Here is a 14,360-nt window from a genome sequence, read left to right as displayed (position 1 = left end):
CCCAACGCACTAGGGTCTGATCAACTTTGATACAGGTCAAGTCCGTCGCGAGGCCCTGCACCTAGAATCCAGCGACCGCCGTCATGACCGGGAACGCCACATGCTCGACTCCATTCGCTGGGATTCCGACCTGATCCGTCGTTACGATCAGGCCGGCCCGCGCTACACGTCGTACCCGACCGCAGCCCAGTTCAATGACAAGATCGGTTCGTTCGATCTGCTCCACGCCCTGCGCAGCAGCCGCCAGGCGTCCCGCCCGTTGTCTCTGTACGTCCATCTGCCCTTCTGCGCCAACACCTGCTACTACTGCGGCTGCAACAAGATCATCACCAAGGACCGCGGCCGCGCGCAGCCTTATCTGGAGCGCCTGGAAAAGGAAATCGAGCTGATCTCCTGCCACCTGGGCAAGGACCAGCTGGTCGAGCAACTGCACTTCGGTGGCGGCACGCCGACCTTCCTAAGCCATGACGAGCTGCGCCGCCTGATGAAACATCTGCGCCAGCATTTCAATCTGCAGGACGACGACCATGGAGACTTCAGTATCGAGGTCGACCCAAGGGAAGCGGACTGGCCGACCATCGGCCTGTTGCGCGAGCTTGGTTTCAATCGCATCAGCATCGGCGTGCAGGATCTCGACCCGGATGTTCAGCGCGCCATCAATCGCATGCAGACACTGGAGCAGACCCGCACCATCATCGAAGCGGCACGCACACTGCAGTATCGCTCGCTGAACATCGACCTGATCTACGGTCTGCCGCTGCAGACCCCGGCACGCTTCGCCAAGACGGTTGAGGCCATCATCGATCTGCAACCCGATCGCCTGTCACTGTTCAACTACGCTCATCTGCCCGAGCGGTTCGCACCGCAGCGACGGATCAACGCCAATGATCTGCCGGCGCCTGCAGAGAAACTGGCAATGCTGGAGCAGAGCATCCACCTGCTCACCGATGCCGGTTATCGATATATCGGCATGAATCACTTCGCGCTACCCGACGACGAACTGGCCATGGCTCAGGAAGACGGCAGCCTGCAACGCAATTTTCAGGGTTACACGACCCACGGCCACTGTGATCTGGTCGGCCTGGGCATATCGGCCATCAGTCAGATCGGCGACCTGTACTGCCAGAACCACAGCGACATCGCGGAGTACCAGCATCAGCTGGACCGGGGTCAGCTCGCCACCGCCAGGGGGCTGCGCTGCAATCAGGACGATCTGATCCGCCGCGACGTCATCCAGGCACTCATCTGTGATTTCGAGCTCAGCTTCGCCCGAATCGAACACGATCATGCCATCGAATTCCGCCATTACTTCGCCGAGCCCTGGCCGATGCTGGAACAGATGGCCGCAGACGGACTGATCGAGATCAGCGAGAGCCATCTCATCGTTCAGCCGGCCGGACGCCTGCTGGTGCGTTCGATCTGCATGCTCTTCGATCACTACCTGCCCGAACACGGCAACCAGGGCTTCTCGCGCGTCATCTAGCGGCTCAGACCATCGTCCAATCTTCCGACCTGCGACCCTTGCGCCAATTGGCCATAGCGTTCGTACTGAGTTAACCTTGCGCGCTATAAACCGGTTTCCAGGAAGCCCTCTATGTCCGAATCGATCAAGGTCCGTGCGCAGCGGCAAGCTCATTGCAAGGATTGCAGCCTTTCCGGGCTCTGCCTGCCCCTGTCGTTGAACATGCAGGACATGGACGCGCTGGACGATATCGTCAAGCGCGGCCGCCCGCTGAAGAAAGGTGAGACACTGTTCCGCCAGGGCGATACCTTCAGTTCGGTCTTCGCCGTGCGTTCCGGTGCGCTTCGAACATTCAGCGTGACCGATGGCGGTGAAGAACAGATCACCGGCTTCCACCTGCCCAGCGAGCTGGTTGGCCTTTCCGGCATGGATACCGAAAGCTACCCAGTCACGGCCCAGGCACTGGAAACCACATCGGTCTGCGAAATCCCCTTCGAGCGTCTCGACGAGCTGAGCGTGCTGCTGCCGCAACTGCGCCGCCAACTGATGCGCATCATGAGCCGCGAAATCCGCGACGATCAGCAGATGATGCTGTTGCTGTCCAAGAAGACTGCCGACGAGCGCATCGCCACCTTCCTGATCAACCTGTCGGCTCGTTTCAGCGCACGGGGCTTTTCCGCCAATCAGTTCCGCCTGCCCATGTCGCGCAACGAGATCGGCAACTACCTAGGGCTGGCAGTCGAGACCGTATCCCGCGTGTTTACCCGCTTCCAGCAGAACGGTCTGCTCGAAGCCGAGGGCAAGGAAGTGCGCATCCTGGATTCCATCGGACTGTGCGCCCTCGCCGGCGGCGCCATGGACGTCTGAGTCACCGAGTTTGGAGCAGTAGCCCGATGATCTTCGACGAATTCAGCATCAAGACCTTGATCCGCCCGGTTCCGGACTTTCCGCGGCCCGGCGTGATATTTCGCGATATCACGCCATTGTTCCAGTCGCCAAAGGCGCTGCGCATGGTGGCCGACAGCTTTATCCAGCGTTACGTGGAAGCGGATTTCACCCATATCGGGGCGCTCGACGCCCGCGGCTTTCTGGTCGGTTCGATCCTCGCGTACGAGCTGAACAAGCCGCTGGTGCTGTTCCGCAAGCAGGGCAAATTGCCCGCCGACGTGCTTTCGCAGGCCTATTGCACCGAGTATGGCGAAGCGCACCTGGAAATTCATGCCGACAGCCTGTGTGAAGGCGACTCGGTACTGCTGTTCGATGACCTGATCGCCACCGGTGGCACCCTCCTCGCCGCGGCCCAACTGGTACGACGCATGCGCGCCAGCATCCATGAAGCCGCCGCGATCATCGACCTGCCCGAACTCGGCGGGTCGCAGAAACTGCAGGACATCGGCATCCCAACCTTCACGCTGACCGCCTTCGAGCTGAGCGACCGCTGACCAACCCATCGCCGATTGCTCGATCTGGAGGAGACGCCGTGCCAACGAGACTCTGGCGCTGCCTGCTGATTCTTGCGCTGGCCTGGACCACACCCGCATTGGCGCTGGATCGCGACGTCCTGCTGGATCAGGCCAATATCCTCCTGTTGCCCCGTGAGCGCGCGATACCGCCTCTGGAACTAGTCGATCAGGATGGCCAGCGGTTCGACACGCGATCATTACAGGGACGCTGGCATATTCTGTTCTTCGGCTTCACCGCCTGCCCGGATATCTGCCCGACCACGCTGAGCGACATGCGCCGGCTGTTCAGCCAGCTCCCGAAGGAAACCCGCGACCAGCTGCAGCTGGTATTGATCACTGCCGATCCTGCGCGTGACACACCTCAGCAGCTGAAGACGTACCTGGACTACTACCGCGGCGGGTTCAACGGCCTCACCGGCGATATGGAGCAGCTGCAGCGGCTGTCCAGGGCACTGGGCCTGCCATTCGTTCCAGCAAGCGAGACGCAGGGGGACTACAGCGTCAGCCATAGCGGCAATCTGGCCCTGGTGGGCCCCGACGGCACGCTGCGCGGGCACATCCGTGCCCCGCTCCAGCTCGAGGGGTTGCGGCGGATGTTGCCGCAGATCGTTGATACAGAACGCTGACGAGCCCTTCGCACTCGCGCAGCTCGAAAGCAATCAAGCAGTCAGTGGCAATCCAGGGTGTCGGCCAACACATAGGCCTGAAAGGCAACTTCGTCGATCCACTGCTGCGTCAGCTTTGCCAGGCGCCCGTCCACACTCCATTGCGCGACGAGTGCGTCGATTTTCTGCTGTAACCCCGCCTCATCCGCGGTCAGCCGAAGCTGCCGCTCGGCATCCGCCAGCGGCGGCAGCAGGCGCTTGTAGCGGCGCCACTCCGGCAACGTAGCCAGTTCGGTCAGCAAGGCTTCGTCCTCGACAACGGCCTGGCACTCGCCCAGCTTGAGACCGATAAGCGCATGCGCCGAGCTGGGATACTCTCGCGGCGATGCCCCAAAACGCTCGCGCAGCACTGGCGCATAGGGGCTTGCGGTACTGACGCAGACGGATTGCTCGCGAAGATCCGCCCAGGCGGCGGCAGGCCCTGCCTCGGTGGGGACAAGAGCCGCGGGGACAGCGCGATAGTAAGTGGTCACGCCACGTTGCTGGCTGGCCTCCACGCGCACGCCAACCTGCCCGTCCGACACCGCGAACTGCACCGGGCGCCCGAGTTCGACGCCAAGCTGCTCGGCCAGCGCCGCCTCGAAACTTTCGGTCTCACTGCTCGACAGCACGCGATGCTCGGGCAACTCCATCCGCAGCGACTCGGCCAGCCCCACTGCCGGCGAGAACAAGGCGAGCCAGAGAACGATGTGCGAAAAGACAGGCACCGGCCGGGCCTCAGACGTACTGATAGCGCAGCATCCGCTGCTTGAACTTCTCCAGCACCACCTGATCGATCAGGGTGGCAAGAATGGCGATCACCAGAATGTTCATCATGACTCCCACCATATCGGCGATCTCCCCGGAGTAAGCCAGCGAGCGGCCCAGCCCCTGGCCGAAGCCGATCAGCATCTCGGCAGAGATCAGTGCACGCCAGGCGTTGCCGAAGGCCAACTGGGCGCCGGTGATCAGCTCGGGCATCACCGCCGGCAGATAGACACGCCGTAGCAGCTGCCAACGCGAAGCGCCCATCACCCGTGCGGCAGAGACATGTACCGGCTGCACACTCTCGGTGGCGTTCATCACCGAAAGCGCCATCGGGAAGAACGCCGCCAGCGCCACCACGACGATGATCGGCAGATTGCCGAACCCCATCACGATCAGGAACAGCGGCACCCAGGCAATCGACGGGATCGACTGCAGAATGACGATGGCCGAGCGCAGGATCTCGCGGAAGAAGAACAACACGCCGCCGACAAGGCCGAAACCGATGCCGAACAGCAAGGCGAAGCCGTAGCCACTGCCCAGGCGGCTCATGCTGCCATACAGGCCGTCGCGGAACTCGGGTTGCTGGATGGTGGTGATCAGGCGCTCGACCACGGTCGGGATACCCGGCATGAGGAATGCCGGCAGACTCCAGGCCGCCGCCTGCCAGATCAGCAGAATGAACAGGATGGCCAGAACGACGGCCAGGTATTTCTTCGGGCCGGTTAGACGACGAGCCTGACTCATGGGTGCGCTACCTCCGTCTTGATACCCAGCAGGCTGAGAATCTCCTTACGCTCGGCAGCAAACGCCGACAGGTCGTGGCTTTTCTCGCAATGGGTGAAGTTGAAGGTCTTGAGCACTCGAGTCGGCCGTGGGCTGAACACCAGTACGTGATCGGCGAGATAGAGCGCCTCGTCCACATCATGGGTGACCAGCAGCACGGTCGGCTGATGCTCCTCGATCAGCTCGCGCAGCACGTCCTGCAGTGCCATGCGGGTCAGAGCATCGAGGGCGCCGAACGGTTCATCCAGCAGCAGCACCTCGGGTTTGGCGATGAAGGCGCGGGCCAGGGCGGTGCGCTGGCGCATACCGCCAGAAACCTGGTGGGGATAGTAATGCTCGAAGCCATTGAGCCCGACACGCTCGAGCCAGACACGCGCCTGCTCGAAGGCCTCGCTTTTGGCCACGCCCTGCAGCTCGAGCGCCATGGCGACATTGCCTTGCAGGCTCAGCCAGGGGTACAGCGCATGCTCCTGGAACACCAGGGTACGTCGCGGGCTCGGCTCGGTGATCGGCTTGCCATCGGCAAGCACGCGGCCAGCGCTGGGCTTCTCCAGCCCCGCCACCAGGTGCAACAAGGTCGACTTGCCGCAGCCCGAAGGCCCGACCAGGGCGACCAGCTCGCCCTGGGCGAACTCGCCGCTGAACCCCTTGATGACTTCGAGCTGCCCGAAGCGCTTGTCTACATCTTCAAACCTGAGCTGCATAAAAATCCGCAAATCCAGAAACGAAACGGCCCGGCAATGCGGGCAAAATGAATGGCCCGACTCAGGGTCGGGCCTTTGTGTTGCCGAAAGGCACAGCGCCGATCAGAGTTCCCGTGCTTCCTGCCAGCTCAGATCGAGAATGGCTCGGGTATCGAACGGCTTGCCATCGCGAGTCTTCAGCGAGCCCTGCTCCTGCAGGATGTCAGCAAGCTCCTGAATACGGGCCAGATCGTCGTCGCCAAGCTTGGCGCTGAAGGTCTGGGTGCCAATGGCTTCCTCGATGACCACCTCGCGGGCCAGTTCGCCGCGCTTGAGGGTTTTCAAGGTTGGCTCGGCGATGAAGTAGCCGGCGATCAGCTTCGCCGCTTCGGCCGGCTGCTTGTCCAGCAGTTCGATGGCATCGCGCTGAGCATCCAGGGATTTCCAGACGGCATCCTTGCGCTTGGCCAGGGTGTCGCCGGAGGTGATCACCACCATGCACGGGAACGGCCACACTTCGCCGATCTCGTAGACCTGGCGAACCGGCGCCACCAGCTGTGCGATGCGGTCGTAGGGCTCGAACAGGAAGGCGGCATCCACTCGCCCGGATACCAGCGACTGCACCGCAACTGCCGGGCTGACGCCCATGATGTTGACATCGCTCGGCTTGAGGCCGGCATTCTTCAAGGTCACGCCACGCAGCACCGCATCGGCAGTGCTGCCTTCGCGCTGCGAAGCCAGTGTGCGGTCCTTGAGGCCTGCAACGTCCTGGATGTCGGTATCTTCACGCACCAGGATCGAGTGATAACCTTGCTGCGCACCACCCACCACCTTCAGATCGGCCCCTTTGGACGCCCAGGCCACCGCATTGGTAAAGCCCAGCACACCGGTATCCAGCTGACCGCCGACGATGGCCTTGATCAGATCGGTGCCCGAACTGAACTCGATCAGTTCGACGTCCAGGCCGTGCTTCTTATACAGCCCTGCCTCGTGGGCGACCATGGCCTGGGCATCGTCCATCACCCGGATGTAACCTACCTTGAACTTTTCCTGCGCCTGCGCGAACGCACTCAGGAGCACAAGAGCAGGAACCAGCCAGAGCTTCGCTTTCATTTCGACCTCGATTCGGATAGCCAGCGTATATAACCAAAACAAAGCACTATATTCGTTTTGGTTATCTAACGTTTATGGCTTAGAACTTTACCCGAACTATCTGCAGAACGGCACTAGCAAGTAGCAATAAGCTAAAGGCGTCGAGTTATAGGCTGATCGGCTTGCGCCCTGCGAGGGCGTGAGCCAGTGTGCCGCCATCGACCAGGTCCAGCTCGCCGCCCAGTGGAACACCATGGGCAATTCGGCTAATGGTCAGGCCTTTGGGAATGAGCATCTGTGCGATGTAGTGCGCGGTGGCTTCCCCTTCGACAGTGGGGTTTGTTGCCAGGATGACTTCGCTGAATGCGCCATCCGCCACCCGACCCAGCAGCTCGGGAATGCCGATGGCCTCCGGCCCCAGGCCATCGAGCGGAGACAGATGTCCCTTGAGCACGAAATAACGCCCACGAAAGCCGGTCTGCTCGACCGCAAACACGTCGACCGGGCTCTGCACCACGCATAGCAGGGAATCATCGCGCCGCGGATCAGCGCACTGCGGGCAGAGTTCGTCTTCGGTCAGCGTACGGCACTGCCTGCAGTAGCCGACACCTTCCATCGCCCGGGTCAACGCCTGCGCCAGGCGCAGGCCACCGCTGCGGTCACGCTCGAGCAGCTGCAGCGCCATGCGTTGCGCGGTCTTCTGTCCTACGCCAGGAAGAATGCGCAGGGCATCGATGAGTTGCCGAATCAGCGGGCTGAAGCTCATGTACGTCTCGAAATGGAATCACTGAAAAAACCGGCCGCCCCACAGCGAGAGGGGCGGCCCGGCTGGAACTGCGCGCTGGATCAGAACGGCATCTTGAAGCCCGGCGGGAGCTGCATGCCTGCGGTCATGCCGGCCATCTTCTCCTGGCTGTTCTGCTCGATCTTGCGTACCGCATCGTTGACGGCCGCAGCGATCAGGTCTTCGAGGATTTCCTTGTCTTCCTGCATTAGGCTGTCATCGAGGCTGACGCGCTTGACGTCATGACGGCCGTTCATCACCACGCTGACCAGGCCGGCACCGGATTGGCCAGTGACTTCGGCGTTCGCCAGCTCTTCCTGCATCTTCTGCATCTTTTCCTGCATCTGCTGCGCCTGCTTCATCAGGCCGGCCATGCCACCTTTCATCATGGGTATCACCTCAATTCGATCAGGGTTCTGAGTGTTCTACGGGTTCGATGGTGCCTTCGCGGATCACCGCGGCGAACTGCTGCATCAACTGCTGGACCAGCGGGTCCGCATGAATCGATTGTTCAGCGGCGCGCTGTCGCTCGGCGCGACGACGCTGCGCGGCCTGCGCCGGCGTTTCCTGCTCGGGCTTCTGCAGCACGATATCGAGCTGCAACGTACGCCCGTGGTACTGATTCAACGCATCGTTCAACCGGCGCTGCTGTGTCGGGTTGAACAGGGCACTCTGGGCCGGGTCGAGGTGCATCAGCCAGCGATCGCCCTCCACCGAAATCAACGTGCAGTTGGCCGCGATGCTGCCGGTCAGGCCGGACAGACCGAGCTTGAGATAGAGCTCCAGCCATTCGGCAGCCAGCCCGGTGGCAGGCTCAACTGCCGGCAGCGGCTCGACCTCCTGCTGGTCCGTCTCGTCCTGCTGCAGCTCCTCGAAGTAAGCCTCGGCCTGATTTTCGACCTCGAAATAGTCTTCGTCGGTCAGCGGCGGCTCGTCATCGTCAGGCTCTTCGACCTGAACCACGGCAGCCACATGATCGGGTGGCCCGTCCAGTGCCGGCTCGGGCAGTATTGCATTGGCCTCGACGGCAACCGGCGGGACCTCGGGCGGTTCGTTCCAGGGTACATCGATCACCGGCACGGCCTGCTCTTGCGCAGGCGCTGCCGGCGATGTCGCCACGGCAGGCAGTTCAGGAGCCGCTGTGGTCACCGACTCAGCCGGGCTGGCTATCACCGCCGGAGCCGCTGGCGGCGCCACAACGGCGGCAGGAGCAACCGTAGCGGGGGCTGAAACAGGCGACACGCCGGGGGCAGCGGTATCGGCCACCGCTGCAGGCTTGGAATCAGCTGTGGCCGGGCTGATTCCCAAATTCTTTAGCGATGTTCGTGGCGCGTCACCCATATCCGCCGGGCGGAACGCCAACATACGCAGCAGAACCATTTCGAAGCCACTGCGCGGATCGGGCGCCAATGGCAGATCGCGTCGCCCGATTAGGCCCATCTGATAATAGAACTGCACGTCTTCGGCTGGCAGCGCCTGCGCCAGCGCCAGCACCCGATCGCGATCGCCCTGGCCATTGTCCACCGCTTCCGGTAGCGCCTGGGCGATGGCGACGCGATGCAACACATTGAGCATTTCCGCGAGTACGCCGGCCCAATCCGGCCCCTGCTCGGCGAGATGACGAACGGCTTCGAGCAGTGCCCGGGCGTCGCCCTCGAGCAGCGCCTGCAGTACGCCATAGACCTGACCGTGATCGAGCGTGCCGAGCATCGCCCGCACATCGGCGGCCAGCACCTTGCCCTCACCGAAGGCGATCGCCTGGTCGGTCAGGCTCATGGCATCGCGCATCGAACCGTCCGCGGCGCGACCGAGCAGCCACAGCGCATCTTCCTCGAAAGGAACGTTCTCGACGCCAAGCACATGGGTCAGGTGCTCAACGACTCGCTCCGGCGGCATGTTTTTCAGCGAGAACTGCAGGCAGCGCGACAGGATGGTCACTGGCAACTTCTGCGGATCGGTGGTCGCGAGCAGGAACTTGACGTGAGGCGGCGGCTCTTCGAGGGTCTTGAGCAGCGCGTTGAAAGAGTGCGACGAGAGCATGTGTACTTCGTCGATCAGGTAGACCTTGTAGCGTCCGCGACTCGGCGCGTACTGCACGTTGTCCAGCAGTTCGCGCGTGTCCTCGACCTTGGTGCGGCTTGCAGCGTCCACCTCGATCAGGTCGACGAAGCGCCCCTCATCGATCTCCCGGCAGACCGAACACTGCCCGCAGGGTGTGGAACTGACGCCCGTCTCGCAGTTCAGGCACTTGGCGATGATCCGCGCGATCGTCGTCTTGCCGACGCCGCGGGTACCGGTGAACAGATAGGCATGGTGCAGGCGCTGATTGTCCAGCGCGTTGATCAGGGCCTTGAGCACATGCGTCTGGCCGACCATTTCGCGGAACGAGCGCGGACGCCATTTACGTGCAAGAACCTGATAACTCATAACACCATCGCGGGGAACTAGGCAGGTCGGGTAGGGACAAGCCATTACTGGCCCGTCCCCCCCTAAGAACCGTACGTGCGGCTTTCACCGCATACGGCTCAAGTTTACGAAAAGCCAGCCAAGAGGCTAACCGACATTATATGGCGCGAGATATTAGCATCTCTGGCCACCGTATCGCAGAGTTACCTTTTCACGCTGGCTATGCACCAGCGCATGGCAGTTGGGATGAAGCAGCACGCGGTTCCTCAAAGTATCCGGCCCGCCGTCCACACGCCTGATGACGTGGTGGTCGTGCCAACCGGTTTCCCTGCTGATCGCATGCCCGCACAGGGCGCAAAGCCCCATCTGTCTGCGGAAGATGCTGAGCACCTGTCCCCGATAACGCAGCTTGTGCTGCATCCGTTGAACCCTCAGCGCCTCCCACTTCAGTTCCTGCGTCGCGTCGTAGGGCTGATACTCACCCGGTAGACGCTTGTGACGCACGATTGCGGTTTCCGCCAGCCCGTACAGCCGCCGGTGTTGCCTTTCTCCCTTGCCATTTTTATAGGGATACGCAAACACCCAGTTCTGCCTGCCTATGGATCGGAAGTATTTATTCCTGATCCAATCAGCCGACTTCCGCGGATGCCTCCGCTTCGCCCACCTCCAGATTCGCCAGAAAATAAGATTATCCAGCTTGCTGAAGGCCTCTTTTGCCACGACCGGGGAGTGGTATTGCGCCCACCCCTTCAGTACCGGGTTCAGCTGGCCGATCAACGCGTCCTGCGTCAGTGCTCCGCTGCCTTTGATGATCTCTCGCACTTTCCGATAGAACGCCGAGACGTTCTTCTTCGAGGGCTTGATCAGCAGCTTGGCGTTCCTATACGGCGATTTCGGCACGTACTTCCTGAAATTCCACCCCAGAAAATCGAAGCCTTGGTGGATGTGCGTGATCTGCGTTTTCTCCCGTGACAGCGCAACCCCTCGTGCCGACAGGAATTGCTCTACCCAAGGTTTGACCACGTCCTCTAACAGCTCTTTCGAGGCTGCCGTAACGACAAAGTCATCCGCATAGCGAACACACTGCACCTTGCTCTTCTTAGCGTTCCGGACCCCCAACTTCTTCACCAGATGGCGCTTTAGCTGAATCTCCAGACCATTCAGGGTGGCGTTTGCCAGACAGGGCGAGATGATCCCGCCTTGCGGCGTCCCGGCCTCCGTAGCCATGAGTTGTCGCCGGTCGATAACCCCGGCTTTCAACCATTTGCGCAGCACCGTTCTGTCCATCGGGACATTTCGACACAGCCACTCGTGATTGATGTTGTCGAAGAAACCCTTGATGTCGCCCTCCAGAATCCAGACCGGCGCCGTTTGCGGCGACAGCAGGTGGAATAGCTCGACCATCGCGTCAGCAGTCGAGCGATCCGGGCGAAACCCATAGGATTTCGGATCGCTGGTGCTTTCGATTACAGGTTCCAAGACTTGCAGATACAGCGCCTGCATGGCCCGATCCAGCATCGTCGGGATACCCAGCGGGCGTTTCTCTTGCTTGCCGGGCTTCGGTATCCATACCCGCCGTAGCGGTTTGGGTCGATAGCCTCGCTTTTTCGACAGACGTCCCACGGCCTGGAGCTTGGCCTGAGGCGTTCCCCAGGTTTCTCCGTCGACTCCCGGCGTCTTGCGACCCCGGTTTTCCGTGACTCGCCTTACAGCCAGACAGCGGCCATAAAACGAGTGGGTCAGCAGTCGTTGCAGGCGTTTAACCCTGCGCCAATCGCCTTCCCCAGTTGCCTGCGCAATCTTTAGCTGCGTCTTCCGAACGGTTTGTTGAATCCCGGCCCAATCGAGAGCGTGCCAGTTCTTCATCCCGTCGAAGGACGCAGACGCGACCGGTGTTGCTGGTTGCGTTTTCATACTGTCCTCCTGATATGCACGACATTCAGGACGGACTACCCCCTATGGGCAGTAGTCGCCCATAGGGTCGTTTGGTTATCGCTGGAATCAGCGGCTCTTCTTGCGCTCGTAAACCAGATGCACGTCAGCCAGGGTTGCCCCTGCCGGTAATGTCTCAACCGGTATGCCACCCGTTACAGACGGCCCTTCGCTTTTTGCATCCTCCCATTCCCCACACCCATCAGCGCCCCTTGCGGTTTGCCTGCCTGACCGATGTTGCTGGCCAGGCGGGTGGTCGGGATTGCCACGTTCCCCGAGACGCATCAATTCCCCGTTTAGGCTTCGTCTCTCCCCCGGCAGTCTGCGGTACCGCATCACCTCATCCCACAGTGATGACCGACTGCATTGCCGTTTTTGGCTGAGGCCAATAATTGCCGTAGGCCCGTCCATTATGACGAGGGTTCAGGCGACGATTCACATGTGTTAGCCATGCGGGTTGGGTCATTAGCCTCGGTACGTCCGTGCAACTCGGACGCGAAGCGTTCTCCGTCACCGGATAACACCCTCTTGCGAGCGAGACATTGTTAATCGGGCTTCACACCCCAGGGTTGGCCCCTGACGCATGCCGATCTAATGAACGGGCAGGTACATGCCCGGCTCGGTACTCCCTGTGCAAGCGGAGCTGAGCAATGCGTTTCGGAGCTTGACGCTCCGTGCTTGGTTCAACGTCCCCAACGTCTCACGACGGTGATAAGGCTCTGTGCCAAACAAGAGGACGAAGTTCTGCCCTGAGGGCGGAATTCACCCTCAGGCTTAGACATTATTTGTAACAATCCAGACGGGCCGGAAAGCTACTTTCCTGTGTCTGCACCTCATTCTGAACCCATTTTGGGCGCGAACTGATGCAGATTTATTGCCTAGCTTCGCTAAAACGCAGAGCGTCCGAAGCATAGGTTTACCAGGCAGAGCCGGTACATTGACTGCTGTTTTAAGCATTAACCCCCTGATAGCAAAGGGTTTGGAGCCATGGTGCAGTAAACCAAACCAAGCACGACACGTACACACGTGTCGCACAGGACGGGTAATGCTAGCGGAGCAGGATGGAAATTGCATCCGAGCTGAGTCCGATCCGAGGCTAGCGCAGCAAGCGGGCCCCGAGCGCGCTCACCACCGCCGTCAACGCCGGATTGTCCCCCTCTATCCTTACGGCGAGACCGTCGATCTCACGTCGCGCCGGGTAGGCCTTGCGCAGCAGATCGAAGGCAGCCCGGCGCTGCGCATCGTCGCCCTGGAGACTGCGGCGGAAGTCCGCGTCGTCGCGACGCGGGTCGTAGACCGCCCTGCACAGCGTTGCCAGCATCTCGGCCGGCTCTGCCGATGCGGCGAAGGTGAGCCCGGCAAGCGCAGGGCCAGGCATCAGCTGCGCCAGCTCGACGGCCGGTTCAAGGGCGCGAGCGGCGCAGTAGGCCGCATGGATCTGCGCCGTGCCACGCAATTTGCCGTCCAGGCTGTAGCCGGCGATGTGTGGCGTGGCGATGCGACACAGATCAGCCAGTTCGACGTCCACCTGTGGCTCGCCTTCCCAGACATCCAGCACCGCCTCGAGATCCGGACGCTGCAGCAGCAGATCGCGCAACGCCGCGTTATCCACCACCGCTCCTCTGCTGGCGTTGATCAGCCAGGCACCCGGTCGCAGCCCGTTCAGGCGCTGACGGTCGAACAGATGGAAGGTCGGGCAGTCGCCGCTCATGCTCAACGGGGTATGCAGACTGATGACATCGCACTCGGCAATCACTTCATCCAGCGTCACGAAACCGCCTGCCTCGAGAGTCTGGCGCGGCGGGTCGCAAACGCGCACATCCCAGCCGAGGCCTCGCAGCACTTCGACCAGGCGCCCGCCTACCTCGCCGGCACCCACCACGCCGAAGCGGCGTCGCGCCAGGGCTTCGCCGCTGACTTCGGCTAAGGCCAACAGGCAACCCAATACGTAATCGACCACCCCGCGCGCGTTGCAGCCAGGCGCGCTGGCCCAATCGATGCCGGACTGTTCGAAATAGTCGAGGTCCAGATGGTCGGTGCCGATGGTGCAGGTGCCGACGAAGCGCACCGCGGTGCCTTGCAGCAATTCGCGATCGACCCGCGTCACCGAGCGCACGAGCAGCACATCCACGCCCTCCAGCGCCGCCCGATTGATGCGACGCCCGGGCATGCGACGGATCTCGCCGAGACCGGCAAAGAACTCATCGACCAGCGGGATGTTTTCGTCGGCAAGGATGTGCATGGTGTGGCTCCGGTTGGGGGAAGCACATTCTAGACGGGCCGCCGACGCTTTGCCGCCTTCCTGCGTGCAGCGACCCGGCGTAGACTAGCGCGTTTCTTGTA

Annotated in this window: 13 protein-coding genes; 4 read left to right on the top strand and 9 right to left on the bottom strand. The window is 61.6% G+C overall.

What is annotated here, in order from left to right; genetic code table 11:
* The first annotated feature begins 100 nt into the window (after positions 1-100).
* The 4 genes from hemN (at position 101) to PSTAB_RS08595 (ending at position 3,551) form a co-directional block, all read left to right on the top strand.
* Positions 101-1,483, top strand: coding sequence for an oxygen-independent coproporphyrinogen III oxidase (gene hemN / locus PSTAB_RS08610; protein WP_013982566.1), 1,383 nt, complete (start codon positions 101-103; stop codon positions 1,481-1,483).
* 111 nt (positions 1,484-1,594) lie between these two features.
* Positions 1,595-2,329: a fumarate/nitrate reduction transcriptional regulator Fnr gene (gene fnr, locus PSTAB_RS08605; RefSeq protein ID WP_011912980.1), complete on the top strand. Its 735-nt coding sequence runs from the start codon at positions 1,595-1,597 to the stop codon at positions 2,327-2,329.
* A gap of 26 nt (positions 2,330-2,355) precedes the next feature.
* On the top strand, positions 2,356-2,904 hold the full coding sequence (locus tag PSTAB_RS08600) for an adenine phosphoribosyltransferase (RefSeq protein ID WP_011912979.1): 549 nt from the start codon (positions 2,356-2,358) through the stop codon (positions 2,902-2,904).
* A gap of 38 nt (positions 2,905-2,942) precedes the next feature.
* On the top strand, positions 2,943-3,551 hold the full coding sequence (locus PSTAB_RS08595) for an SCO family protein (RefSeq protein WP_013982565.1): 609 nt from the start codon (positions 2,943-2,945) through the stop codon (positions 3,549-3,551).
* Positions 3,552-3,592: 41 nt separating this feature from the next.
* Here the strand turns inward: PSTAB_RS08595 and PSTAB_RS08590 are convergent, their stop codons facing one another.
* From PSTAB_RS08590 to pdxB, 9 genes are all read right to left on the bottom strand, one after another.
* Complete coding sequence (locus tag PSTAB_RS08590; protein WP_013982564.1) at positions 3,593-4,297, bottom strand: type 2 periplasmic-binding domain-containing protein; 705 nt, start codon at positions 4,295-4,297, stop codon at positions 3,593-3,595.
* Positions 4,298-4,307: 10 nt separating this feature from the next.
* Positions 4,308-5,081, bottom strand: coding sequence for an ABC transporter permease (locus PSTAB_RS08585; RefSeq protein WP_011912976.1), 774 nt, complete (start codon positions 5,079-5,081; stop codon positions 4,308-4,310).
* Complete coding sequence (locus PSTAB_RS08580) at positions 5,078-5,824, bottom strand: ABC transporter ATP-binding protein (protein ID WP_013982563.1); 747 nt, start codon at positions 5,822-5,824, stop codon at positions 5,078-5,080. The genes PSTAB_RS08585 and PSTAB_RS08580 overlap by 4 nt, the downstream gene beginning before the upstream one ends.
* Positions 5,825-5,926: 102 nt before the next feature.
* On the bottom strand, positions 5,927-6,916 hold the full coding sequence (locus tag PSTAB_RS08575) for an ABC transporter substrate-binding protein (RefSeq protein WP_013982562.1): 990 nt from the start codon (positions 6,914-6,916) through the stop codon (positions 5,927-5,929).
* A 145-nt stretch (positions 6,917-7,061) separates the two neighbouring features.
* Positions 7,062-7,661, bottom strand: a complete 600-nt coding sequence (gene recR / locus PSTAB_RS08570; protein WP_011912973.1) for a recombination mediator RecR — start codon at positions 7,659-7,661, stop codon at positions 7,062-7,064.
* Positions 7,662-7,741: 80 nt separating this feature from the next.
* Positions 7,742-8,068: a YbaB/EbfC family nucleoid-associated protein gene (locus PSTAB_RS08565; RefSeq protein WP_008567825.1), complete on the bottom strand. Its 327-nt coding sequence runs from the start codon at positions 8,066-8,068 to the stop codon at positions 7,742-7,744.
* A gap of 19 nt (positions 8,069-8,087) precedes the next feature.
* A complete protein-coding gene (dnaX, locus tag PSTAB_RS08560; protein WP_013982561.1) occupies positions 8,088-10,106 on the bottom strand; it encodes a DNA polymerase III subunit gamma/tau in 2,019 nt (672 codons plus the stop codon).
* Positions 10,107-10,259: 153 nt separating this feature from the next.
* Complete coding sequence (gene ltrA / locus PSTAB_RS08555; RefSeq protein ID WP_013982560.1) at positions 10,260-11,999, bottom strand: group II intron reverse transcriptase/maturase; 1,740 nt, start codon at positions 11,997-11,999, stop codon at positions 10,260-10,262.
* A gap of 1,114 nt (positions 12,000-13,113) precedes the next feature.
* Positions 13,114-14,259 (bottom strand): 4-phosphoerythronate dehydrogenase PdxB, encoded by a 1,146-nt coding sequence (pdxB, locus tag PSTAB_RS08550; protein ID WP_013982559.1) that lies wholly within the window; start codon positions 14,257-14,259, stop codon positions 13,114-13,116.
* Positions 14,260-14,360: the final 101 nt, after the last annotated feature.

Origin of the sequence: Stutzerimonas stutzeri (assembly GCF_000219605.1) — a bacterium.
Classification (GTDB): domain Bacteria; phylum Pseudomonadota; class Gammaproteobacteria; order Pseudomonadales; family Pseudomonadaceae; genus Stutzerimonas; species Stutzerimonas stutzeri.
This window is presented reverse-complemented; position numbering and strand designations above follow the sequence as displayed.

Bases quoted from the DNA above. Each gene is read 5' to 3' on its own strand.
- hemN (WP_013982566.1), top strand. From the start codon at position 101: ATGCTCGACTCCATTCGCTGGGATTCCGACCTGATCCGTCGTTACGAT.
- fnr (WP_011912980.1), top strand. From the start codon at position 1,595: ATGTCCGAATCGATCAAGGTCCGTGCGCAGCGGCAAGCTCATTGCAAG.
- PSTAB_RS08600 (WP_011912979.1), top strand. From the start codon at position 2,356: ATGATCTTCGACGAATTCAGCATCAAGACCTTGATCCGCCCGGTTCCG.
- PSTAB_RS08585 (WP_011912976.1), bottom strand. From the start codon at position 5,081: ATGAGTCAGGCTCGTCGTCTAACCGGCCCGAAGAAATACCTGGCCGTC.
- PSTAB_RS08580 (WP_013982563.1), bottom strand. From the start codon at position 5,824: ATGCAGCTCAGGTTTGAAGATGTAGACAAGCGCTTCGGGCAGCTCGAA.
- PSTAB_RS08575 (WP_013982562.1), bottom strand. From the start codon at position 6,916: ATGAAAGCGAAGCTCTGGCTGGTTCCTGCTCTTGTGCTCCTGAGTGCG.
- recR (WP_011912973.1), bottom strand. From the start codon at position 7,661: ATGAGCTTCAGCCCGCTGATTCGGCAACTCATCGATGCCCTGCGCATT.
- PSTAB_RS08565 (WP_008567825.1), bottom strand. From the start codon at position 8,068: ATGATGAAAGGTGGCATGGCCGGCCTGATGAAGCAGGCGCAGCAGATG.
- dnaX (WP_013982561.1), bottom strand. From the start codon at position 10,106: ATGAGTTATCAGGTTCTTGCACGTAAATGGCGTCCGCGCTCGTTCCGC.
- ltrA (WP_013982560.1), bottom strand. From the start codon at position 11,999: ATGAAAACGCAACCAGCAACACCGGTCGCGTCTGCGTCCTTCGACGGG.
- pdxB (WP_013982559.1), bottom strand. From the start codon at position 14,259: ATGCACATCCTTGCCGACGAAAACATCCCGCTGGTCGATGAGTTCTTT.